The 22690-nt window shown below is 64.4% G+C and carries 19 protein-coding genes; 3 read left to right on the top strand and 16 right to left on the bottom strand.

Annotation, left to right across the window (positions count from 1 at the left end):
* Positions 1-98 precede the first annotated feature (98 nt).
* The 4 genes from M4J39_RS02435 to M4J39_RS02420 form a co-directional block, all read right to left on the bottom strand.
* The gene (locus M4J39_RS02435; RefSeq protein ID WP_251726204.1) at positions 99-1361 is read right to left on the bottom strand and encodes a glycerate kinase; all 1263 of its coding nucleotides are present in this window, start codon (positions 1359-1361) and stop codon (positions 99-101) included.
* 10 nt (positions 1362-1371) lie between these two features.
* Positions 1372-2343, bottom strand: coding sequence for a nucleoside hydrolase (locus M4J39_RS02430; protein ID WP_251726202.1), 972 nt, complete (start codon positions 2341-2343; stop codon positions 1372-1374).
* A gap of 108 nt (positions 2344-2451) precedes the next feature.
* Positions 2452-3582: a Gfo/Idh/MocA family protein gene (locus tag M4J39_RS02425; RefSeq protein WP_251726200.1), complete on the bottom strand. Its 1131-nt coding sequence runs from the start codon at positions 3580-3582 to the stop codon at positions 2452-2454.
* Positions 3583-3591: 9 nt separating this feature from the next.
* Positions 3592-4644, bottom strand: a complete 1053-nt coding sequence (locus tag M4J39_RS02420; protein ID WP_251726198.1) for a sugar phosphate isomerase/epimerase — start codon at positions 4642-4644, stop codon at positions 3592-3594.
* A 503-nt stretch (positions 4645-5147) separates the two neighbouring features.
* Here M4J39_RS02420 and M4J39_RS02415 point away from each other — a divergent pair.
* From M4J39_RS02415 to M4J39_RS02405, 3 genes are all read left to right on the top strand, one after another.
* Positions 5148-6479 (top strand): 2-hydroxycarboxylate transporter family protein, encoded by a 1332-nt coding sequence (locus M4J39_RS02415; protein ID WP_251726197.1) that lies wholly within the window; start codon positions 5148-5150, stop codon positions 6477-6479.
* 90 nt (positions 6480-6569) lie between these two features.
* Complete coding sequence (locus M4J39_RS02410; RefSeq protein WP_251726195.1) at positions 6570-8465, top strand: ATP-binding protein; 1896 nt, start codon at positions 6570-6572, stop codon at positions 8463-8465.
* Positions 8462-9823: a sigma-54 dependent transcriptional regulator gene (locus M4J39_RS02405; protein ID WP_251726193.1), complete on the top strand. Its 1362-nt coding sequence runs from the start codon at positions 8462-8464 to the stop codon at positions 9821-9823. Before M4J39_RS02410 ends, M4J39_RS02405 begins: the two co-directional genes overlap by 4 nt.
* 6 nt (positions 9824-9829) lie before the next feature.
* Here the strand turns inward: M4J39_RS02405 and M4J39_RS02400 are convergent, their stop codons facing one another.
* The 12 genes from M4J39_RS02400 to M4J39_RS02345 all read right to left on the bottom strand — a co-directional run bounded on the left by M4J39_RS02400 (position 9830) and on the right by M4J39_RS02345 (position 22509).
* Complete coding sequence (locus tag M4J39_RS02400; protein WP_251726192.1) at positions 9830-10582, bottom strand: ABC transporter ATP-binding protein; 753 nt, start codon at positions 10580-10582, stop codon at positions 9830-9832.
* Positions 10579-11388 carry an ABC transporter ATP-binding protein gene (locus M4J39_RS02395; RefSeq protein WP_251726190.1) on the bottom strand — a complete coding sequence of 270 codons (810 nt, stop codon included), beginning with the start codon at positions 11386-11388 and terminating at the stop codon, positions 10579-10581. Before M4J39_RS02395 ends, M4J39_RS02400 begins: the two co-directional genes overlap by 4 nt.
* On the bottom strand, positions 11388-12239 hold the full coding sequence (locus tag M4J39_RS02390; protein ID WP_371875367.1) for an ABC transporter permease: 852 nt from the start codon (positions 12237-12239) through the stop codon (positions 11388-11390). Before M4J39_RS02390 ends, M4J39_RS02395 begins: the two co-directional genes overlap by 1 nt.
* Positions 12236-13198, bottom strand: a complete 963-nt coding sequence (locus tag M4J39_RS02385; protein WP_371875390.1) for an ABC transporter permease — start codon at positions 13196-13198, stop codon at positions 12236-12238. The genes M4J39_RS02390 and M4J39_RS02385 overlap by 4 nt, the downstream gene beginning before the upstream one ends.
* A 113-nt stretch (positions 13199-13311) precedes the next feature.
* Positions 13312-14763 (bottom strand): ABC transporter substrate-binding protein, encoded by a 1452-nt coding sequence (locus M4J39_RS02380; protein WP_251726778.1) that lies wholly within the window; start codon positions 14761-14763, stop codon positions 13312-13314.
* 258 nt (positions 14764-15021) lie between these two features.
* Entirely contained in the window at positions 15022-15444 is a 423-nt protein-coding gene (locus M4J39_RS02375; protein ID WP_251726188.1) for an OsmC family protein, read from the bottom strand.
* 153 nt (positions 15445-15597) lie between these two features.
* Complete coding sequence (locus M4J39_RS02370; protein WP_251726186.1) at positions 15598-16326, bottom strand: SDR family oxidoreductase; 729 nt, start codon at positions 16324-16326, stop codon at positions 15598-15600.
* A 68-nt stretch (positions 16327-16394) separates the two neighbouring features.
* A complete protein-coding gene (locus M4J39_RS02365) occupies positions 16395-17273 on the bottom strand; it encodes an L-ribulose-5-phosphate 3-epimerase (protein WP_251726184.1) in 879 nt (292 codons plus the stop codon).
* Between the two features lie 23 nt (positions 17274-17296).
* Positions 17297-18790: an FGGY family carbohydrate kinase gene (locus M4J39_RS02360; RefSeq protein ID WP_251726183.1), complete on the bottom strand. Its 1494-nt coding sequence runs from the start codon at positions 18788-18790 to the stop codon at positions 17297-17299.
* A gap of 212 nt (positions 18791-19002) precedes the next feature.
* A complete protein-coding gene (locus M4J39_RS02355; RefSeq protein WP_251726182.1) occupies positions 19003-20001 on the bottom strand; it encodes an ABC transporter permease in 999 nt (332 codons plus the stop codon).
* Positions 19994-21487 carry a sugar ABC transporter ATP-binding protein gene (locus M4J39_RS02350; RefSeq protein WP_251726181.1) on the bottom strand — a complete coding sequence of 498 codons (1494 nt, stop codon included), beginning with the start codon at positions 21485-21487 and terminating at the stop codon, positions 19994-19996. Before M4J39_RS02350 ends, M4J39_RS02355 begins: the two co-directional genes overlap by 8 nt.
* A 104-nt stretch (positions 21488-21591) precedes the next feature.
* Positions 21592-22509, bottom strand: coding sequence for a substrate-binding domain-containing protein (locus M4J39_RS02345; protein ID WP_251726180.1), 918 nt, complete (start codon positions 22507-22509; stop codon positions 21592-21594).
* Positions 22510-22690 lie beyond the last annotated feature (181 nt).

The raw sequence follows: 22690 nt of genomic DNA, 5'->3' as shown, positions 1-22690 counted from the left end.
GGTCGCCTGCGATGCGCGCCACCTACCGATTAGCGCTCAGGCAGATGAAATTTTCGCTAAAGTTCGCTCGTACAAGCGGAATCCGGCGACCTAGCACTTCAGACGATCACGATTGCCCGGAAGTCGTTGACGTTGGTCAGTGTCGGACCAGTGACGACGGCGTCGTCGAGCGCACCAAAGAAGCCATGGCCGTCGTTGTTGTCCAGGGCCGCTTGTGGATTGATGCCGAGCGCCCAGGCGCGGGAAAGGCTGTCGGGCGTCAGGATGGCCCCGGCGATCTCCTCGACGCCATCGACGCCATCGGTATCGCCGGCGAGCGCCCAGACGTTTGGGATCCCGCGCAGATGCAGCCCGAGCGACAGAAGAAACTCCACGTTGCGACCGCCGCGTCCCTTGCCCCGCAAGGTCACGGTGGTCTCGCCGCCCGACAGCAGCACGCAAGGCGCCGTGAAAGGCTGGCTGCGACGGGCGACCTGCGCGGCAAATCCGCTCAGAACCGCGCCGACATCACGTGCCTCGCCTTCGATGGCGTCGCTGAGAATATGCACGGCAAGGCCGGCCTCTCGAGCCACGAACGCGGCGGCCTCCAACGAGGCTTGCGGCGCGGCGATGATGTGCGTCTCGCTGCCCGAAAGGCGCGCATCGTCCGGCTTCACCGTCTCGCTGCCTCCGCTCACGAGCAGGGCCTCCGCGGCTTTGGGAAGGGCGATGCGATAGCGTCGGACAATGGCCAGCGCGTCGGCGGAAGTTGTCGGATCGCCAATGGTCGGCCCTGAGGCGATGTCGATGGGATTGTCGCCGGGGACGTCGGAAATCAGCAGCGTCACCACCTTTGCCGGGTGGGCGAGCGCGGCCAGACGCCCTCCCTTCACCGCCGACAGATGACGGCGCACGCAGTTCATTTCCGAAATGGGCGCGCCGGAGGCAAGCAGCGCCCGGTTGATCGCCTGCTTGTCATCGAGGCTGATCCCGTCGAGCGGCAAGGCGAGCAGCGAGGATCCGCCTCCGGAGATCACACAGAGCACCGTGTCATCCGGGCCTGCGCTTGCGGCGATGTCGCGCATGCGTCGAGCCGCCTCAAGGCCGGCTGCGTCGGGAACCGGGTGGGCCGCCTCGGCGATTTCTATGCGTTCGGTGGGAACGGCATAACCGTACCGCGTCACCACCAGTCCTTCGATCGGCCCGTCCCAGTTCCGCTCCACGGCGCGCGCCATGGCCGCCGACGCCTTGCCCGCCCCAAGAACGATCAGCCGACCCTTCGGGCGAGGCGGCAGAAAGCGCGGAATGCAGAGATCCGGCTGGGCAGCGGCGATGGCCGCGTCGAACATGGAACGGAGGAGGTTGCGTGGATCCGGTGTCATGGATATCTCCTCAACCGAGCGAGCGGATGGCTGTCTTGTAAGCCTCGACGATTCCGGCGCAGTTGGCTTCGGAGGCGACCAGCTTCGAGGGGTGACCATCCCAAGCGCTGGGGCCGAAGGCATGCCCGTCGAGTTTCTGGATGGACTGCCCGATGGCGATGCCCTCGGTCACGACACGCACGGCCCCCGAGCGCAACGCAAACAACTCCGGAGCGACCAGGTAGGCGGCGGCGGCCACATCGTGCAGGCAGCACCCATCCACTTGGTTGCGACGGCGGTAGAGTGCTTCGTAGCCGCGCGAAATGTCCCAAAGGAAACGGCCTGCTTGGCCACTGGACGCCAGTTGGGCCGCATCGTCATGGGTCGCCACGCAGTGGCTGGTGACATCCAGGCCGATGGCGGTCACGGGCCAGTCCGCCGTAAACACCTTGTCGGCAGCGTGAGGGTCGTTGTGGACATTGGCCTCGGCCACCGGCGTCGCATTGCCGCGCCTGCCGCCCCAGGCGAAGGCGCCGCCCATGATCACCACGTCCTTCACCAGCGTTGCAATGCTGGGGGCGCGGTCGAGGGCGAGGGCGAGATTGGTCAATGGCGCGACGGCGAGAATGGTCACCCGGCCGGGATTGGCCTTGATGATCTCCACCATCCGGTCGGCCGCGTGCCCCTCGGCCGGTCGAGCCTCGAAGCTTTGGGTTGCCCCGGCATCACCCAGCCCATCTTCACCGTGAATGAACACCGGTGCCGGACCGCGCTTGATGGACAAGGGGTGGGTCGCACCAGCGTAGACCGGCGCGTCGATGCCGAAGCGCCGAGTGAGATAAAGTGCGTTGCGGGTCGTGACCTCGGTTTCGGCATTGCCAAACACCGTGGTGACGGCAGCAAGCTTCAGACTGGACTGAGCCTTCAGGAACAAGAGCGCCATGGCGTCGTCGATCCCCGGATCTGTATCGAAGATGACGAGGTTTTTCTCCGTATCGGTCATTGCAGTTCCTTTTGGCGCAACCTCTAAGACCCGCCAATCAATTTGATTTCAACAGGATCGCACGGGTCGATCCTGTTTATGTCGCGACAGTTGACTGGACAACGACGTTCAGCCGACCTCTGTCCAAGTGTTGCCGGCAGCGTTGGATTTCAGGCAGGCCTCGACGAACTTCGAACCACTGACGCCATCGAGGGCCGAGGGCACCACCGTGCTCGCAGCCTTACCCGAGAGGATGTCGGCAGCGTCGCGGTAGAGGTTGGCGAACGCTTCGAGATAGCCCTCGGGGTGAGCTGCCGGCACGCGGCTGCCGGCGATTGCGGAGTTTGTCGCTCCGGCGCCGTTGCGGCGGATCATCTGACGTGGTTCGCCGAGCCGGGTGAACCACAGCTCCTCCGGCTTTTCCTGCCACCATTCGAGACCGGCCTTGTCGCCGTAGATGCGGAACGACACGTTGTTTCCGTTGCCCGGCAGCACCTGGCTCGCCAGGATCGATCCCTTGGCGCCCGAGGCGTAGCGCAGGAGGATGGCCGCGTCGTCGTCAACCCGACGCCCCTCGACCAAGGTCGATAGTTCGGCAAGAAGGTGGGTAGGCTCTTCGCCGGAGACGAAGGCGGCGAGATTCCAGGCGTGGGTTCCGACATCGCCGATGGCGCCGCCGGCGCCGGCCCTCTTGGGGTCAGTCCGCCACACGGCGCCCTCAGCGCCGGTGTTCTCGACCGGTGCGGCCAGCCAGTCCTGGAGATACTCCACCTCGACGCGACGAAGCCTGCCGATCTCGCCGGCGGCGATCATCTCGCGGGCCTGCCGCACCATCGGATAGCCGGTGTAGGTATGGGTCAGGAAGAAGCGGTGACCTGTGCTCTCGACCAGCGCGGCCAGCGCCTCGGCGTCTTCGAGCGTGGTGGTCATCGGCTTTTCGCAGATGACGTCGAAGCCGGCTTCCAGCGCCGCCTTGGCTATGGGGAAATGCAGGAAGTTGGGGGTGACGATCACCACCGCGTCGACGCGATCGGGGCGTAGCGCCTCCTTGTCGATCAGGTCCTGGTAGGTGGCGTAGGCGCGATCAGGGGCAATGCCCAACGTGGCGGCAAAGGCGCGGCCCCGCTCGGCATCGACGTCGAGCGCGCCGGCCACCAGCTCGAAGCGGTCGTCCATGCGCATGGCGATGCGGTGCACCGCACCGATGAAGGCGGTGGCGCCGCCACCGACCATGCCGAGTTTGATGCGGGTCTGGCTCATGTCCTGTCCTCAACCGATGCCGAGCAGTCGGCGGTTCGTGGCAGCGTCGACGCCACTCTGGGCAAAGTCATCGAAGGCATGCTCGGTGACGCGGATGATCTGATCGGCGATGAAGGGCGCCCCCTCGGCGGCGCCGTCCTCGGGATGCTTCAGCGCGCATTCCCATTCGAGCACGGCCCAGCCGGGATAGTCGTACTGCGCCATTTTCGAGAAGATGGCCTTGAAATCGACCTGACCGTCGCCCAGCGAACGGAAACGGCCCGGCCGGTCCACCCATGACTGGTAGCCGCCATAGATGCCCGAACGCCCCGATGGGTTGAGCTCGGCGTCCTTGACGTGGAAGGCCCTGACCCGCTCGTGGTAGATGTCCAGGAAGGCGAGGTAGTCCAGCGCCTGCAGCACGAAATGCGAGGGATCGTAGAGGATGTTGGCGCGGGGGTGGTTGCCGACCTCCGACAGGAAGCGCTCGAAGGTCGCTCCGTCGTGAAGATCCTCTCCTGGGTGCAGTTCGAAGCAGACGTCAACGCCGACCTCCTCATAGGCATCGAGGATCGGCTTCCAGCGCCGCCCCAGTTCTGCGAAAGCTTCCTCGACGAGACCGCCCGGCCGCTGTGGCCAAGGGTAGATGAAGGGCCAGGCGAGCGCTCCTGAAAAGGTGGCATGGGCCGCAAGCCCGAGCCGGCGCGATGCTTGTGCGGCAAGCTTCACGTCACGCGTCGCCCACTCGATGCGGGCGGCGGGGTTTCCTCTGACAACCGCCGGGGCAAAGCCGTCGAACAACTCGTCATAGGCAGGGTGGACCGCGACGAGCTGCCCCTGAATGTGGGTTGAAAGCTCGGTGATCTCGACACCTGCCTCGGCAAGGCGCCCCTTCAGCTCGTCAGCGTAGGTCTGCGAAGTGGCCGTCTTTTCAAGGTCGAACAGGCCGGCAGTCGTCGGGAGTTGAAGCCCGACGTAACCGAGCCCGGCGGCCCAATGCGCCAGCCCGTCGAGGCTGTCGAAAGGCGGGGCTCCCCCCACGAACTGTGCCAGGAAAATGCCCGGTCCCTTGATCGTCTTCATGACGGTTTCCTTGTTTCCCAGACGGAGCCGATCCATCCGCCCGGCGGTTTGAGCCAGCTTACATATCGTTTCAAGGGGAGGTAAGTCCCTTGAGCGGGATTGGAGCGACATCGTCTCAGAGAGCTCGGCGAAATCATCAACAAAATCAGCACTATCACTTACTTACCTCTCTCCGGACCGTCCGGTTTTCCGGACGACCGTCGAAAGCCCGTGTCCGGATAACCGGATCAGTGGCTCGTCCAACTGAGAAATTAAATCGATAGAACAACCGCTTAGCCGGCGCCTCTGGTTGGCACGCATGATGCCATTCAGTCGGCATGCGACGGCCGCCTTCCGAGGAGGGAACGAGGACGGAGGGTCGGGGCATATCGGTTGGCGAATGCGAGCTTTGGAGGCCGCAGAGCTCGGACCGAAGCCATTCCGGCGCCGGCAGTCCCGGACGACCGGACAGTCCCTGAACAGGTCCGCCGCAAAACGACATGCGCCGGGCAGGAGGAACGAACATGACGGACATCACGCAGAACGACGCGATCGCGGCGGAGACGGGCGGCAGCCTTCTGTCCCGCATCGCCGCCTACAAGGTCGGCCCGGTGCCGCTTCCACTCTATCTTGCGATCGCCAGCGTCGTCTTCGGCGCCTCGGTGATCGGCAAGCTGCCGGCCGACATGATTGGCGGCTTTGCCGCCATCATGGTGATGGGCTTCCTGCTTGGCGAAATCGGCGGCCGCATTCCCTATCTGAAGAGCATTGGCGGCTCGGCCATCCTCTGCCTGTTCGTGCCGTCGGCCATGCTCGGCTATCAGGTCATGAACCCGGCGACGTCGGACGCCATCAAGGCGGTGATGAAGACGTCGAACTTCCTCTACCTCTACATCGCATGTCTGGTGACCGGTTCCATGCTCGGCATGAACCGAAAGGTGCTGATCCAGGGCTTCCTCAAGATGTTCGTGCCGCTCGCCGTCGGCACGTTCGCCGCGGTCATGGCCGGCGGGCTCGTCGGCATGGCTTTCGGCTACGAGTTCAAGCACACCTTCTTCTTCATCGTCATGCCGATCGTCGCCGGCGGTATCGGCGAGGGCATCCTGCCGCTATCGCTCGCCTATTCCGAGATCCTCGACACGGCGCAGCCGGAACTGATCGCCTCGCTGATCCCGGCCGCCCTGATCGGCAACGTCGTGGCCATCATCTCCTCCGGTGTTCTGAAGCGCATCGGCGAGAAGAAGTCGCGGTATTCCGGCAACGGCCTTCTGGTCCGGACCGGCGATGACAACGAGCTTCTGAAGGAGATGTCGGTCGAGAAGAAGATCGAGCTGCCGCTGATGGGCGCCGGTCTTCTGATGGCCTGCACCATGTTCATCCTCGGCGCCTTCCTGTCGCCGTTCACCGGCATTCCCGGTCCGATCCTGATGATCATCGGCGCGGCAGTCCTCAAGGTGTCCAAGCTCATTCCCGAGCGGATGGAGACCGGCGCCCACCAGATGTACAAGTTCATGACCACCAACATGACCTTCCCGCTGCTGGTCGGCCTCGGCACGCTCTACGTTCCCTGGAACGACCTGATCGCCGCCTTCACGCCGGCCTACTTCGCCATCTGTGCCGCGACGGTGCTGGCCATGGTGTCGTCGGGCTGGTTCATCGGCAAGCTGCTCAAGATGTACGAGGTCGAGGCGGCCATCGTCACCTGCTGTCATTCGGGTCTTGGTGGCACCGGCGACGTCGCCATCCTCTCGGCGTCGAACCGCATGGGCCTGATGCCCTTCGCCCAGATCTCCACCCGCATCGGCGGCGCCGCCATGGTGGTGCTGGCGGTCTTCCTCCTGAAGATCTTCGCCTGATCCCGGCCTACCGGCACGCGTTGGCCGTCCGGCTTTCCCGCCGGGCGGCCATGCGCTATCGGTGATACATGGAAGCCGGCGGGAGGAGCCATGGTGGCCGAGGAAGCCGACAGAATCTCGCCGAAACGCAAGCCGTTTCGTCTCGCGGCGGCACTTCCGCTGGCAGGCGCCATTACCGTCGCGGCCGTCGTCGCTTTCGTCGCCTATCGCGTCGTCTTCGAGGTGTCGCTGTCGGCGACGCGCGCGAGCGCAGGCCACCGGCTCGATCTCTATGCGGCCAGCTTCGAGCGCGAGGTCGGCAAATACGCGAGCTATCCTTATGTGATGGCGCTCGACGGCACGATTCTCGCGCTGCTCGACAACCCCAACGACTCGATGCAGCGCTATCGCGCCGACAGCTATCTCGAGGCGCTCAACGACCGCATCGGCACGCTCGACGTGTTCCTGCTCGACAAGTCCGGCCGGGTGATCGCTTCCAGCAACTGGAACAAGTGGGACAGTTTCGTCGGCCGCGATCTCTCCTATCGCCCATACTATCAGAATGCCGGCGTCGGCCGGGTGACGCGCTTCTACGGCATCGGCACCACCAATCGCCAACCCGGCTACTTCCTGGCGACCGCGATTGCTCGCGGCGATGACACCCTGGGCTTCAGCGTCGCAAAGGTCAGCCTGGAGCAGCTCGAACGCTCCTGGGCGTCGGCGGAGTCGCCCGCCATCCTAAGCGATGAGCACGGCGTCGTCGTGCTCTCTTCGGTGCCCGCCTGGAAATACGGAACCTTGGTGGCGCTCGACGATAAGGCCCGGCGAGAGATTGCCGAGGCGCAGCAATACAACGATCGGTCGCTCGCACCGATCGGTCTCTCCACCTTGCGCAATCTCGGCGGCGGCACCCGGATTGTCCGCCTGCCGGGCGTCGCCGGTTCGGATAGCGGCTTCTCGACGCAGGGCCTTTTTCTCGCCGAGAGCCGGGCAATGCCCGAGACGCCCTGGACCTTGACCGTCTTCACCGATCTCTCGGAGATGGACGATCTCGCACGCCTTTGGGCGGCGCTTGCCGGTCTCGGCAGTCTGCTGTGTCTTGGCCTTCTGGCAGTCTACCGCCAGCGGCGGCGGCATCTTCGCGAGATCCTGGCAGCGCGTGCCGCGTTGCAACAGGCCCACGACCACCTCGAAAGCGAGGTGGCCGACCGAACAGCAGCGCTGTCGGCGACCAACGAGCGCTTGCTGCGTGAGGTAGAGGAACGCGAACGAACCGAGCGCACACTACGCGATGCCCAGTCCGGCCTCGTGCAGGCCAGCAAGCTCGCAAGCCTTGGCCAGCTTTCGGCCGGCATCGCCCACGAACTCAATCAGCCGCTCGCAGCTCTGGTGACGCTATCCGGCAATGCCGTGAAATTCCTGGAGCGTGGCGAGCTCGGCACCGTCCGTGGCAATCTCGAACGCGTCCGTCCGCTTGTCGAGCGCATGGGCCACCTGACCGGCGAACTCAAAACGTTTGCTCGCAAGTCGTCGGGCGAACCGCAACTCATCGGACTGCGCAAACTCGTTGACGACGTGCTGTTCCTGCTCAACCACCGCCTGAGGCGTGGAGGCGTGGCGGTGACGATCGACATCGACGGCGGCGATATCGACCTCTGGTGCGACGCCAACCGCTTCGAACAGGTGTTGCTCAACCTGATCGGCAATGCCGTCGATGCCATGGAGGGCGAAGAGGACCAGCGCATCGTTCTCTCCGCCCGACGCGAGGGGGACTTTGCCCGGATCGATATCCGCGACAGCGGACCGGGCCTGCCGCCGGAACGGCTCGCCCATATGTTCGAGCCGTTTTTCACTACCAAGGCGCCTGGCGTAGGCCTCGGCCTGGGCCTGACGATATCGGCCGGCATCATTCGCGACTTCGGCGGCGAGCTTGTCGCCTCCAACGCGGAGGGGCGGGGCGCCGTGTTCTCGATGACCGTTCCAGTAGGCGCCAGGGAGGCGACATGACGAAGGCTACGATCGACGACCTGCGGGTTATGATTGTCGAGGACGACCCCGACGTGCTGCTCGGCTGCGAGCAAGCGCTTCAATTGGAGGGAATGTCGACCATCGGCACGGGGTCGGTCGAGGAAGCGTTGCGGCGGATTGCCGAGGCACAGCCGGGCGTCATCGTCTCCGATGTGCGTCTGCCCGGCCGCGATGGTCTGTCGCTCCTCAAGGACATGCAGGCGGCCGACGTCGACTTGCCCGTCATTCTGATCACCGGTCATGGAGATGTCTCGCTCGCCGTTCAGGCGATGCGCTCGGGCGCCTATGATTTCATAGAGAAGCCCTTTTCTCCGGAGCATCTGGTCGACGTGGTTCGCCGGGCGCGCGAGAAAAGGGCGCTGGCGCTGGAGGTTCGCCGCCTCCGCCACAAGCTTACCGACGGCGGCCGCCTTGAGGGACGCATCATCGGCCGCTCTCCGGCCATGGTGAAACTTCGCCGGGTCATTGCCGATATCGCCAGCACCAATGCCTCGGTGCTGATCAGCGGCGACACCGGCACCGGCAAGGAGTTGGTGGCTCGCTGTCTTCATGACGAGAGTTCTCGTCGCAAGGGCAACTTCGTGGCGATCAATTGCGGCGGATTGCCCGAGCACCTCGTCGAAAGCGAGCTGTTCGGCCATGAGGCCGGCGCCTTCACCGGCGCGACCAAGCGACGCATCGGCAAGATCGAGCACGCGAGCGGCGGCACGCTGTTTCTTGACGAGGTCGAGACCACGCCTACCAGCGTTCAGATCAAGCTCCTGCGCGTCCTCCAGGAACGAACACTGGAGCGGCTTGGCTCCAACACATCCGTTCCCGTCGACTGCCGCATCGTCGCAGCCGTCAAGGGCGACCTTGGCAAGATGTCGGCCGAAGGGCGCTTCCGGTCCGACCTCTACTACCGGCTCGCCGTGGCCTCGCTGGCGCTGCCGGCGCTCCGGGATCGGCGCGAGGACATTCCGCTGCTGTTCGCCCATTTCGCCGAGCAAGCTTCCGTGGTGCACGGCCGGCCGGCGCCGGCGCTCGATGATTCCCGCCTGCGCACGCTGATGGCTTACGACTGGCCGGGCAACGTACGCGAGCTGCGCAATGTGGCCGACCGCTGCGTCCTTGGCATCGAAGCCGGATTCCCGCCGTTTGCCGAGGCTCAGCCCCTGGAGCCGCTGTCTCTGACCGAGGCGGTGGCGGCGTTCGAGCGGGCGATGATCGTCGACGCTCTCAGGCGCAGCGGCGGCGGCCTCGGGCCGACCGCCCAGGCGCTGCGAGTTCCGAAATCGACCCTCTACGACAAGATGACGCGTCTCGGTCTCGTCGACAGCGACCGGGACACGCAATAGGCCGGTTCAGGCGAAATCGGGCAGGCGAGGCGTGCTCTCGAGGAGGCGCTGCGTGTAGGGATGCTTCGGTGCCGACAGGATGTCCCGAGCCGGCCCCTGTTCGACGATATGGCCCTTTTCCAGGATGACGAGATCCTGGCAAAGGAGAGCTACGAAGCCGATATCGTGCGAAACCAGCACCAGAGTCGTGTTTGCCGATAGAACGTTCAGAAGTTCGACGATGCGGATACGCGTCGTGAGGTCGAGCGCACTAACGACCTCGTCCGCCAGCACCAGCTCGGGCTGCGAGACGATGGCGCGCGCGATGGCGATGCGCTGACGCTGACCGCCGGAGAACTCGTGCGGATAGCGGCCGGCAGCCTCGCGCGGCAGATCGACGGCGGAGAGGGCCTCGGCGACAGCGGCATCGACATCGGTGGCAATCTTCAACGACCGAAGGGGCTCGGCGACGATGTCGACGATCTTCTGGCGCGGGTCGAGCGACGAATAGGGATCCTGAAACACGGCCTGGACGGCGCGACGGAAGACGCGCATGAACGAGCGGTCGCCCGGATCGATCGGCGCGCCGCGAAAGCTGATATCGCCGGAAGACGGTCGGACAAGGCCGAGCAAGAGGCGGAGAATGGTCGTCTTTCCCGATCCGCTCTCGCCGACTATGCCCAGGTTGTGTCCCGCCTCGATGCGAAGATCGATGCCGTCGAGCACGGGGCGGCCGCGCCCGTAAGCGAAGGATACGGCTGTGAGATCAATGAGGCTCATAGTGCCGCTCCTATGGCTTGGTCGAAGGCGCGCGCCGCCTCGACGAGGCCGACGGTATAGGGATGGCGCGGCTGACCGAAAACCTCGGCGACCGGCCCTTCCTCGACCAGTTCACCGGCCCGCAAGACCAGCACGCGATCGACGGCGGTGCCCACCACCGGCAGGTCGTGGCTGATGAACAGCAGCCCCATATTCTCCTCGCGCACCAGCATTTCGAGAAGCTTCAGCACCTCGGCCTGTGTCGTGACGTCGAGGGCGGTGGTCGGCTCATCAGCGATGAGCAGGCGTGGCCGACAGGCGAGCGCCATGGCGATGGCCGCTCTCTGGCGTTGGCCGCCAGACATCTCGTGCGGGTAGGCGCGGGCAAGGCGAGCGGGATCGGGCAGGGCGACGCGCGCCATCAACCCCATCACCTCGGCAAGAACCTCGGTTCGCGAGAGGGAGCGCCCGTCGCGGCGGACACGCCGCCGCACAACCTCGGCAATCTGACCGCCAATCCGCATCAGCGGGTCGAGAGCGGTCAGCGGCTCCTGGAATATGGTGGCGGCCACCGCGCCTCGCAGGCCGACGACCTCACGGTCGGTGGCGCCGATCACCTGACGGCCAGCGAGTCCGACGGACCCCGAGGCGGTCATTCCGTCGGGAAGGAGTCCGATGGCAGCAAGCGCCGTCAGAGACTTGCCCGACCCGCTTTCGCCGATCAACCCGACGCGCTCTCCGGCGGCGACGGATAGCGACACGCCGGAAACCAGGGAGCGGCCGGCATGGCGGATCGAGAGATTCTCGATGGTGAGGAGTTCGTCCATCAGCGCCTCCGCCGGGTCGGATCGGCGACGTCGCGAAGACCGTCGGCGAAGAGGTTCAGGCCGATCACCAGAGACACCAGCGCTATGCCCGGCGCAATGGCGCCAAAGGGTGCGGTGTAGACGGTAGCCTGAGCTTCCTGCAGAAGCCGCCCCCATGAGGCATTCGGTGGGGGGGCGCCGAGCCCGAGATAGGACAGCGAGGCCTCTGCAATGACGGCGAGACCGAACTGCAAGGCAAAGTTGACAATCAGCGTCGGCCATATGTTGGGCAACACGTGGATGCGAACAATGCCAAGCCAGCTGGTTCCCGACACGCGAGCCGCGGTGATGTAGTCCATGGCCAGTACTCGCCGTGCCAGGATGCGGGTCAGGCGGGCGACGATGGACGACGACGCGATGCCGATGGCGAAAATGGCGGTTCCCAGGCTGGCGCCGTCGCTTGCCGCCACGATCAGCATGGCGAGAAGCAAGGTCGGGAACGCGATCAGGATGTCGAGCGTCGCAGCCAATACGTCGTCGACGGTTCGGGACGCGAAAGCGGCCAGTAACCCCAGGGTTACGCCGATGGAGGCGGCAATGGTCACGGCGCCGATGCCGACGGACAGCGCGATGCGAGCGCCGACCATGATTTCCGTGAAGAGGTCGCGGCCTAGCCGATCGGTGCCGGCCCAATGAGCAAGGGATGGCGGGGCGAGGCGACCGCCCGTCATCGCCGTCGGATCATAGGGCGTCCAGACGAGCGTCAGCAGCCCGACGACGATATGAAGTCCGACCAATGTCGCGCCGATGAGGAACGTCGGCGTTACGCGCATGGAGGTGGGCGGAGCGAGGACGGGTGTCGTATCGGTCATGACCGGCCCCCACTTTGTCCGCGCAGGCGTGGATCGATCAGGCGCTGTACGATATCGGCCGCGAAGCCCACGAGAAGCACCAGGAGCGTCGAAATGAAGAGAACGCCCTGAACGCTCGGATAGTCCCGTTGCTCGATGCCGCCGAGCAGCATGGAACCCAAGCCGGGCAGCGAGAAGACGCGCTCCACCACCACGGCGCCGAGCAGCGTCGAGGCGAGTTCGATTCCAAGAATGGAGATGACGGGCACCGCGCCGTTGCGAATGCCGTGACGAATGAGTGCTTCGCCGTAGCCGGCGCCCAACGCCCGGGCCGTGCGAAGGTAGTCGGAGCCGATGACGTCGAGCGTTGCCGAACGAACGTAGCGGATGAGGGAGGCCGACATCACCAGGGCAATGGTGAGGATGGGCAAGGCAAGCTGGTGCAGGGCCATGAGCGGGTCGCGCCAGCCGGATGTGGGAAACCCGCCCGACGGAAAGAGCCGCAGCTTCACGGCGAACGCAGTGACCAGGAGGATGCCGATCCAGAACACCGGGATGGCAACGCCGAGCTGGGAGATCACCGAGATGAGGTTGCCGTACCAGCGGTCGCGCTTGACTGCGGCCAGGATGCCAAGCGGCACCGCAAGGAGTATGGCGCAGATGAAGGCGAGGGCAGTCAGCGGCAGTGTCAGCGTCAGGCGTCGTCCGATCTCGTCAAGCACCGGCACACCGGACACGAAAGAGGCTCCAAGGTCGAAGCTGCCGAGCTGGCCAAGGTAGCGGACGAACTGCGCGGCGAGCGGCAGGTCGGACCCGACCTGGCGACGGGCGGCTTCGATCTGTTCGGGATCGGCTCCCACGGAGACGAGCGCGTTGGCGGGATCGCCCGGCAGGAGGCGCAGCAGCAGGAACAGGACAGCGGCGGCGATCAGCACCGATACCAGGAGGATCGCCGTCCGACGAACGAGATAGGCAAGAATGGCGGCACCTTTTGGGAAAGCATCAAGCGCCGCCCGAGATTAGGTCGGGCGGCGCCGGGTGTCGAGCGGTGGAGCGAAGCCGCATCAGCGGGCTCCGCGCGTTCCGAAAGAGCTCAGTCCGCTTTCTTGATGCCGTAGGCGAAGAACTGCGAGTTGAGACCGTTGAGGGGGTAACCGCTGACCGACGTCTTAGACACCACGATCTGCGGGTAAAGATAGAGCCAGTTGCTGGCCGCGTCCTCGGCGATCTGGATGTTCGCTTCTTTCAACTTCTCGGTCTGTTCGTCGACGGTCTTGGCCTCTTCGGATGCCTTGATCAGATCGACGACCTTGGGGTTGTTGTACCCCCAGTAGAAGTCGGGGTTGCCGTAGAAGACGATGTCCCGGTGGTTCACGTGCTCCTGCAGGGTCGCCTGGAAATCGTGCGCCTTGTAGATCTTGGTGTACCACTCGTTGGCCGTGATGACATTGATCACTATCTTGACGCCGACCTTGGCAAGCTCACCCTGCAGGAACTGCGCGGCGAGGGGATGCGGATCGTAGTTGGGGGTGTCGATGGTGAAGGTGAAACCATCGGGATAACCGGCCTCGGCCAGCAGCGCCTTGGCGCTTTCGGGGTCATAGGCATCGACCTTGGTGAGATCGACGTACCAGGGATCGGTCGGCGGCACGAAGGAGCCGATCAGGGTGCCGTACTCGCCCCACACCGCTTCCAGCAGCTTCTTGTCATCAACGGCACGGGCCAGCGCCTTGCGCACCTTGACGTTGTCGAACGGGGCGACGCGGTCGTTGTAGGCCAGCAGCAGCTTGGTGGTCGACTTGCCCTCGGCGACGGTGAAATCCGGGTTGTCCTTGAACTGAGCCAGCGAGTCCGGGCTCTGCACGGAGGTGATGACGTCGACGGCGCCAGTCAGCAGGGCGTTGTTGAGGGCGGTTGCCTCGGTGAAGTACTTGAAGACGACCTCGCCGTTCTCCGGCTTCGGACCCCAGTATTTGTCGAAGCGCTTGACGGCAAGCTGGGAACCACGCTGCCAGCCATCGAGGGCGTAGGGTCCGGTGCCGTCCTCGGTGGACTGCAGGTCCTTGGCCGCGTCGTTGATCACCCAGACATAGGAGAGATTGTAGGGCAGGGAGATCGAGCGCGAGGAGAGCTTGATCACCACGGTCGCATCGTCGGGCGTCTCGATGGATGCGATGGGCTTCAGAGAGTTCTTGCGCGAGCTCTTGCTGTCGGGCGACGTCACGCGCTCGATCGACCACTTGACGTCGGCGGACGTCAGAGGATCGCCGGAGTGGAAGGTCACTCCCGGCTGGAGCGTGAAGGTGTAGGTGAGACCATCGTCGGACACCGTGTAGTCCTTGACGAGGCTGGGCGACACGGAACCGTCGTCGTTGAGGCGGAACAGCGCTTCGTAGACGTTGCCGTTGAAGGCTTCGTTGATGCCCTGGCCGGCGCCGGCCGTGTTGTCGAGGTTCTGCGGCTCGTAGAGCGAGCCGATGCTGATGGTAGCGTCGGGCCCACCCTCGGCGGACAGCGCTGGCGCAACGCCCATGAGGAGCAGCATGGCAGCCGTTGTGGCTTTCAAGACCGAACGGTGGGTTCGGTGGGCGCGGGCGGACAAAGCGGTCATGTTTCTCTCCTCGGTGATGGCCGGCTGGGCGACCTTGTTGGCGGCCAGTCTAGCCGAGGCCAGGGAAATGAGAATGTCGGCATCGTCTCTAGTGGCCGACGGTCAGGAAACAGGTTTGCGCAGGACGAGCAATAATCGGATTAATTTACTCGTCTAGTCTTCCATAGACAAGGCGAGCTCCGTCGGCCTGGCTTATGAGAGCGGTTCGCCGTCGGTGATGTCGATCGATGCGTGATAGCTGTTTCCGATCGTGCAAACTTTGTGCGCTTCCTCGATCAGGGATCGACGCTCGGCATCGTTGAAATCGCCCTCGATGGAGAAACGGCAAGTCTGTTGGGCAATGCGCGACGGTGGCTCGGCGGCCTTGGCACCGATCACTTCCACGGAGACGGAGCCCAGCCGATCGTTGAGCCCCAGGTTGCGCGCCGCAATGCGAACGCTCAACGCCAGGCAACCGGCGAGCGATGCGTCCAGCAGTTCCAGCGGATTGAAGCCCTCCATCGATGGAGATCCCGCCAGCGTCAGACTGGCGCCGGAACGGGCGACGACGCCGCCGCGACCGTTGCGATCGAGACTGGCGGTGGCGCCCATCGGGCGGATCCTTACCTGCGACATGGGAATCTCCTTTCTCGGGGCATTGGCCACCTTTCAAGATAACCGGATTGCCGAACTGTGGCGAGAAACGATCGCTCCAACAAGAAGCGGCGACGAACCGTTGCCGGTGCGCCGCCGTCAGTTTGTGGGGGAGGTGTCTTTTCTTGGGGAGGATCAGATGTCGAACTGGGCGGGGAGGATCACCAGATCGCGGACGATGACGTTGCGCGGGCGCGTCAGCATGAACATGACGGCGTCGGCGACTTCCTCGGGCTCGATCAGACCACCGGCGGCCTTCAGGGCGGCGAGCCGCTCGGGGACCCAGTCCTTGAGCAGGGCGGTGATCACTGGACCCGGCTGCACCGCGCCGACGCGCACGTCGTGCTTGGCGACCTGACGCCGCACGGTGTGCACGAAGGCCTGAACGGCGTGCTTGGAGGCGGTGTAGATCGGCTCGACCATCACCGGCACCACGCCAGCCACCGAGCTGGTCATCAGGATGTCGCCATGCTTGCGCTCGATCATGTAAGGCAGAACGGCGTGAACGGTGCGGAAGGCAGCGTTGATGTTGAGGTTCAGCATGCGGTCCCAGGCGTCGGGGTCGCCGGTGGCGGCGTCACCGCCGATATAGGCGCCGGCGTTGGCATGCAGGATGTCGAGCTTGCCGGCCTTCTCGATGATCTGCGGCAGCATGGTGGCGACGCTCTTGGGATCCAGGAGGTCGATGCGAACCGGGAAGGCCTTGGGGCCGATCTCGGCGCAAGCCTTGGCGAGGCCTTCCTCGTCGCGGTCGACGACGGCGACACGGGCACCAGCCTCGGCCATGGCCTTGGCGCACGCCAGGCCGATGCCGGACGCACCGCCGGTGATGGCGGCAACCTGACCTTCGATACTCACAGCCATTTCAGTCTCCTTTCGTCCGTCACCGACGGACACTCACTTTGCTTTTTTGGGCGTTTCCTCAAATCGTCTCATGCGGCCTGGAGCAGACCACCAAGGCGCATCTGCTCGATCATCCAGCGCCGGGCGGTGGCGATCTCCACCACCGGCTCGTCGGACTTCTCCGTCCACATCTCCATCAGGAAGGGGCCGCGATAGCCGAGGTCGGCGAGCGTGGCGAAGCAGGCCTTGAAATCGACGCAGCCGTCACCGAAGGGCACGTCGCGGAACTGGCCGGGAAAATCGCCCGTAACCTTGCGCGTGTCCTTGAGATGAATGGCGACGATCCGATCGATGCCGGCCCTGAGTTCGGCGTCGACATCGTTACCCCAGGCCGTCAGGTTGCCGAGGTCGGGATAGACGCAGAAGTAAGGCGAGTGGATGAGCTGGTCATACTCGCGCCAGCGGGTGATCGAGTTGATGAAGGCGGTGTCCATGATCTCGACCGCCAGCATCACCTGCGCCTTGGCCGCCTCGCGCACCGACCACTGCAGCCCTTCGATGAAGCGCTCCTTGGTGCCGATGTCGGCTTCCTCGTAATAAACGTCATAGCCGGCCACCTGGATGGTGCGGATGCCAAGGTCGACGCAGAGGTCGATCGCCCGGCGCATGATGTCGCGCGCCTTGACGCGCGTCGCAGGGTCGCGACTGCCGAACGGGAAACGGCGATGCGCCGACAGGCAGACGCTCGGCACGGCGACGTCCAGATCGCGCACGGACGCGCAGAAGGTGGCGCGTTCAGCCTTCGACCAGCTCAGGCGCGTCATGCGCTCGTCGGTCTCGTCGATCGACATTTCGACGAAATCGAAATCCAGTGCCTTGGCGAGCGCCAGTCGCGCCGGCCAGTCGAGGTCCTTCGGCAGCGCCTTCTCGTAGATGCCCAGCGGGTTGGGCAACGCCTCTCGGGTCACGACGTCCTCCAGATCTTGATGGCTCAGCGTCCGGCCGGCAGGTTGGACAGTGTTTCGGCCAGGCGGCGGAAAGCCGCATATTTCTCGCGATAGGCGGGGAAGCTCTTGACGTCGGGCTCGATCAACGCGCCGGATGGGCACATGGCGGCCATGGCTTCCTTGAAACCCTTGTGAACTCCGGTTCCGACCGCGGCGGCGATGGCCGCGCCGAGGCAACCGGACTGCTCCACGTGCATCACTTCGACCGGCATCTCCGAGATGTCGGCGACCATCTGCATCCAGGGCTTGGAGCGGGTCGGACCGCCGGTGAGGCGCAGTGTCTTGTCGCGCCCCGAGAGCTTGACGATCCGCTCCAGGTGGACGTGCTGCGAGAAGCAGATGCCTTCGTAAACCGCCTGAAGAACCTGGCCGAGGCCGTGGGCATTGGCGAGGCCGTGAAGGCCGGCCGAAAGATCGTCGCCGAGGTTCGAGGCGAAAAGATAGGGCAGGAACTGGATGTCGGTTCCGGCCTTCGGCAACGCCGAGATCATCAGGTCGGCCTGGCGGTAGCAGTCGGGCATGCCGCCGAGGAATGTCCGGACGAACCACTCGAGATTGCCGGCCGAGGTCGGACTGCCCTCGTGGACGAAGTAGCGGTCCGGCATGCAATAGCGCCCCCAGATGTAGGGCCAGGCATCGCCTTCCGGCTTCAGGATGCGGTCGGTGGTCCAGGTGACGATGGTCCAGGTGCCCATCACCACGTTGACGAAGCTCGGGTCAGCAAGGCCGGCACAGACGGCCGCCGACACGACGTCGAAGAAACCGCCGAACACCGGCGTTCCCACCTTGAGGCCGGTTTCCTCGGCGGCCTTGGCGCTCAGCCCGGCAACGCATTCCTCGGATCCGACGACCGGCGGCAGACAGCCTTCCATCTCGTCGATGCCGAACATCTTGAAGAGCGCCGGGTCGTAGGCACCTTTCTCGACATTGTAGAGGTTGCTTCCGGAGATGTTGGTGACCTCGGCGGCGAAAACGCCCGTCAGCTTGTAGCGGATGAAGTCGTGCGCCATCAGCACGTGGCGCGTCCGGCGGTAGTTGTCCGGCTCGTTGGCCTTCATCCAGGCGAGCAGGGAGACCGGATGGCCGGTCCAGAGCTGCTGATAGCCGAAGGGGTAGCTCGCCGCGTCGAGACCCTTGGCCTTCCAGTCCTTGACGATGGACAGCGAGCGGTTGTCCGAGGAAATGATGCCGTTGCGCACCGGCTCTCCGTCGGCATCGAGCGCATACAGTCCCTTGCCGTGGGCGGAGAAGCTGATACCGGCGATCTCGTCGGTGGAAACGCCGGCCTCGGAGACGACGCGGCGGATGGTGCCAGCGACGATCCGCCACATGGCGTTCATGTCGCGTTCGGACCAGCCAAGGTGGGCGGCAACACCGTTGTCGACCTCGGAGGCGACGGCCTTTTCGCGTCCCTCGGTGTCATAGAGGCCGCTCTTGATGACGGTTCCGCCGATGTCGATTCCGAGAAAGTAGGTCACGGCTCTTGGTCCTCTGAAGAAACGCGAGACTGTTCCGGCCAGGGCCGGGCAAGGCGAGGGCGCTCACCGGGCAGTTGGCCCGGCGCTCGGGAGGTTTCGGTTCGGGCGGCTCGGTGGGCGATCGGTTGGCGGTAAGCAGGCCGCGACACTCAACTGCTTGGCCGCATTGTCCGACCGGGCCGCTGGTCCGGTCGGAAGTCTTGATTACTGTGTCAGCGGGAGTTCTGCTTGCGGAGGTAACCGATGAGGACGGCGACCAGCAGGATCACGCCCTTGACGACGCGCTGGCTGTAGGGTGACAGGCCGATCATGTTGAGGCTGTTGTTGAGAACGCCGAGCAACAGGGCGCCGATCAGCGTGCCCACGATGTGGCCGCGACCGCCGGTGATCGCCGTACCGCCGAGCACGACCGCAGCGATGGCATCGAGCTCCACGCCGATGGCCGAGTTGGGCTGGCCGGACAGGAGGCGCGAGGTCTGGATCATGCCGGCGATGGCGGCGGTGAAGCCGGAGACGGCATAGACCATCAACTTGATGCGGGCGGTGCGGATACCCGAGAGTATGGCCGCGTCTTCGTTGCCGCCGACGGCGTAGACATAGCGGCCAATGGGCAGACGGTTCAGCACGAAGTAGGCAGCCGCGAAGACGATCAGCATGATCAGCGTCGGGATCGGCATGCCGAGCACATACTCGCGGCCGAGGAAGCCGAACTCGCGGTCGATCGGCAGCGGATAGCCGTTGGTATAGATGAGGCCGAGACCACGCGGGATCTCCATCATCGCCAGCGTGACGATGATCGGTGGCAGGGCAAAGCGGGCGATGAAGAAACCCGAGACGGCTCCGGTCAGCGCGCCACCGAAGATGGCCACCAGCGCCGCCGCCCAGAAGGGGAAGCCCATGTTGGCGATCATGCCGGCCATCAGCGTCGAGGCAAGCGCCACGATGGCGCCGACGGAAAGGTCGATGCCGCCCGTCAGGATGACGAAGGTCATGCCGACGGCGATGATGCCGGTTGTGGAGACCTGACGCGTGATGTTCATCAGGTTGTCGACCGTGAAGAAGTTCTCGTTCATCATCGCGGTCAGGACCATAAGGACGATCAGCGCGACGAAGGAAACGAACTCCGGCCGGGCGATGATGGTCTTGGCAAGACCAGCCAAACCAGCGGGCTCTTCGCGCGTCTTGGCGCCGGTGGCAGCAGCTTCACCCATTTTCACCTCCCGAGGCGTAAGTCATTATTTTTTCTGAGTTGATGTCGGCGCCGGTCAGCGTGGCGCGGATTGAGCCGTAGCGCATGACGAGCACTCGGTCGCAAAGGCCGATGACTTCCGGCAAATCCGAGGAGATCACCACGACGCCGAGACCCTGAGCCGCAAGCTCCTGCAGCATCACGTAGATCTCCGCCTTGGCGCCCACGTCGATGCCGCGGGTCGGCTCGTCGAAGATCAGAAGCTTGCAATTGCTGGCCAGCCAGCGGGCGATGATGACCTTCTGCTGGTTGCCGCCGGACAGCTCCGATACCGTCTTGAGATCGGAGGTGGTCCGAATGCGCATGCGATCGATGAAGCGGTCGCTGAGTGCCTTCTCCTCGCGCGGCAGCACCATGCCGAGCTTGTTGGTCAGCCGGGTCAGGGTGCTGATGACGATGTTGGAGCGAATGGAGAAGGGCAGGAACAGGCCCGTCCGCTTGCGATCCTCGGGCAGGTAGCCGATGCCGTGGCTCAGTGCCTCGTGAGGTGAGCGCAGCTCGATCGGCTGCCCCTGGAACAGCACTTCTTTCTCGATCGAGGCGTCGCGGCCTATCAGCGCCAGGAAGCTCTCGGTGCGCTTGGCGCCCACCAGGCCGGCCACACCGAGGATCTCGCCACGGCGCACCTCGAAGGAAATGTTGTCGGAACCGGGGAAGCGCAGCTTGCGCACTTCCATGATCGGCGGCTCGGCATCGTCGGCGACGCCGCGCTTGGCCGGGAAGGCCTGCGTCACCTCGCGGCCGACCATCTTGGAGATCAGTTCGTCCTGGGTACAATCGGCGACCGGTCCGGTATGGACGTGGCAACCGTCGCGCAGCACCGAAACGGTGTCGGCGATCTCGAAGATTTCCTCGAGATGGTGCGAAATGAAGAAACAACCGACGCCTAGCGCCTTGAGACGCTCGATCACCTCGAACAGCTTCTTGACCTCGCGCGGCGTCAAGGTCGCCGTCGGCTCGTCCAGCACCAGGAAGTTGCACTTGAAGATGGTCGCCTTGACGATTTCCACCGATTGCTGCTCGGCGACCGTCAGCCCTGCAACGGGGCAATCGAGGGGGAAATGCATGTCGAGCCGATCGAGGGCTTCGCGGGCCATACGGCGCATGGTGCGGCGGTCGAGCGTGCCGAGCTTCGTGCGGATCTCGCGGCCGAGAAAGATGTTCTCGAAGGCGTTGAGATCGGGAACCAGGCTGAACTCCTGGAAAATGATGTTGATGCCGAGCTTCTCCGACTCTCGCGTGCGCGTCGGATGAACCGCCTCGCCGTCGATCAGCAGTTGGCCCTCGTCGGCCTGATAGACGCCCGACAGGATCTTCATCAGTGTCGACTTGCCGGCGCCGTTCTCGCCGACCAGCGCGTGAACCTCGCCGCGTTTCAGCGAGAGGGAGACATCGTTGAGGGCGACGATGCCGGGGAACCTCTTGGTGATGTGTTTCATTTCGAGCATGGCGAAACCCTCGGAACGCGCCGTCCGGGACGGCGGTGCTGATCGGACAGTCCGGAAAACGGGTTCGCCGCGGGAAGGGCTTATGTCTCCCCGCGGCGGATCGATTACCAGGCGAAGGTTTCCGCGTTGGACTTGTCGACGAGCTCGACGTCGATCGGGATCACGGCCGGGACATGGGCGCCCATGTACTTGGCAAGCGCGATCGCAAGGCCAATGCGCATCTGGTCGCGCGGGAACTGGGCGGCCGTCGCCTTGAAGGCGGTGCCGGCGGCGATCGCCTTGACCGCTTCCGGAGCGCCGTCGACCGAGGTCAGCACCACGTCCTTGCCCGAGCCTTCGATGGCGGCGAGAACGCCCATGGCGCCGCCGTCATTGACCGAGAAGATACCCTTCAGGTCAGGATGCGACTGCATCATGTTCTCGGCGACGCCGACGGAGATGTCGCGCTCCTGGCGGCCATTCTGGATGTCGACCAGCTTGACGTCCGGCGCCTTGGCGAGGGCGTCCTTGCAGCCACGCACACGCTCCAGGATCGGAACAACGGCGATGCCGTCGAGAATGGCGACTTCACCCTTGCCGCCGATTTCCTTGACCATCGCGTCGCAGGCGAGCACGCCGGCGTCATAGTTCTTGGAGCCGACGAAGGAGTCGACGCCGGCAGCCTGCGCGTCCACGGACACCACCGTCACGCCCTTTTCCTTGGCGGCTTCAACGGCACTGCGCACGCCCTCGGAGTCAGTCGGGTTCACCACCAGGATGTTGACACCCTTGGAGACCATGTCTTCGATGTCGCTGAGCTGCTTGGAAACGTCATGACGAGCGTCAGCGACGTAAACTTCAGTATTGTCGCCGAGCAGCTTGGCGAATGCCGTGACTTCCTCGTTCATAACGATGAAGTAAGGGTTGTTCATTTCCTGAAAGGAAACACCGATCTTGGGAGCGTCCTTGGCGAGAGCTGCGCCTGCCGACAGAACAAGCGTCGCCGAAGCGGCGAGAAGCGCCGCTTTTGCATGGATATTCATAACGTCTCCTCCGTAATTATTGCCTTTCGGCGAATTCGTTCTAGCCGAAGGACGTGGCGACCCCTAGACGGTTTTCCTGATTTGTCTTGTACTTTTTCCACCTATCCATTGAGTCATCTACGAAATCCGGCCTGCCGCTTAGCCTTTGGTCTGAGTGGAAAGGGAGGGTCACCGGGCCTGC

This window comes from Pleomorphomonas sp. NRK KF1, from assembly GCF_023721755.1.
In the GTDB taxonomy this organism is placed as follows: domain Bacteria; phylum Pseudomonadota; class Alphaproteobacteria; order Rhizobiales; family Pleomorphomonadaceae; genus Pleomorphomonas.
Note: the sequence above shows the minus strand (reverse complement) of the source record. Positions and strands in the feature narration are given on the sequence as shown.

What these genes read in the sequence shown, in the direction of transcription:
- M4J39_RS02430 (WP_251726202.1), bottom strand. Translation starts at nt 2,343, where the DNA reads ATGACCGATACGGAGAAAAACCTCGTCATCTTCGATACAGATCCGGGG.
- M4J39_RS02435 (WP_251726204.1), bottom strand. Translation starts at nt 1,361, where the DNA reads ATGACACCGGATCCACGCAACCTCCTCCGTTCCATGTTCGACGCGGCC.
- M4J39_RS02400 (WP_251726192.1), bottom strand. Translation starts at nt 10,582, where the DNA reads ATGAGCCTCATTGATCTCACAGCCGTATCCTTCGCTTACGGGCGCGGC.
- M4J39_RS02355 (WP_251726182.1), bottom strand. Translation starts at nt 20,001, where the DNA reads ATGGGTGAAGCTGCTGCCACCGGCGCCAAGACGCGCGAAGAGCCCGCT.
- M4J39_RS02345 (WP_251726180.1), bottom strand. Translation starts at nt 22,509, where the DNA reads ATGAATATCCATGCAAAAGCGGCGCTTCTCGCCGCTTCGGCGACGCTT.
- M4J39_RS02395 (WP_251726190.1), bottom strand. Translation starts at nt 11,388, where the DNA reads ATGGACGAACTCCTCACCATCGAGAATCTCTCGATCCGCCATGCCGGC.
- M4J39_RS02405 (WP_251726193.1), top strand. Translation starts at nt 8,462, where the DNA reads ATGACGAAGGCTACGATCGACGACCTGCGGGTTATGATTGTCGAGGAC.
- M4J39_RS02390 (WP_371875367.1), bottom strand. Translation starts at nt 12,239, where the DNA reads ATGACCGATACGACACCCGTCCTCGCTCCGCCCACCTCCATGCGCGTA.
- M4J39_RS02420 (WP_251726198.1), bottom strand. Translation starts at nt 4,644, where the DNA reads ATGAAGACGATCAAGGGACCGGGCATTTTCCTGGCACAGTTCGTGGGG.
- M4J39_RS02425 (WP_251726200.1), bottom strand. Translation starts at nt 3,582, where the DNA reads ATGAGCCAGACCCGCATCAAACTCGGCATGGTCGGTGGCGGCGCCACC.
- M4J39_RS02380 (WP_251726778.1), bottom strand. Translation starts at nt 14,763, where the DNA reads ATGCTGCTCCTCATGGGCGTTGCGCCAGCGCTGTCCGCCGAGGGTGGG.
- M4J39_RS02415 (WP_251726197.1), top strand. Translation starts at nt 5,148, where the DNA reads ATGACGGACATCACGCAGAACGACGCGATCGCGGCGGAGACGGGCGGC.
- M4J39_RS02410 (WP_251726195.1), top strand. Translation starts at nt 6,570, where the DNA reads ATGGTGGCCGAGGAAGCCGACAGAATCTCGCCGAAACGCAAGCCGTTT.
- M4J39_RS02370 (WP_251726186.1), bottom strand. Translation starts at nt 16,326, where the DNA reads ATGGCTGTGAGTATCGAAGGTCAGGTTGCCGCCATCACCGGCGGTGCG.
- M4J39_RS02375 (WP_251726188.1), bottom strand. Translation starts at nt 15,444, where the DNA reads ATGTCGCAGGTAAGGATCCGCCCGATGGGCGCCACCGCCAGTCTCGAT.
- M4J39_RS02350 (WP_251726181.1), bottom strand. Translation starts at nt 21,487, where the DNA reads ATGCTCGAAATGAAACACATCACCAAGAGGTTCCCCGGCATCGTCGCC.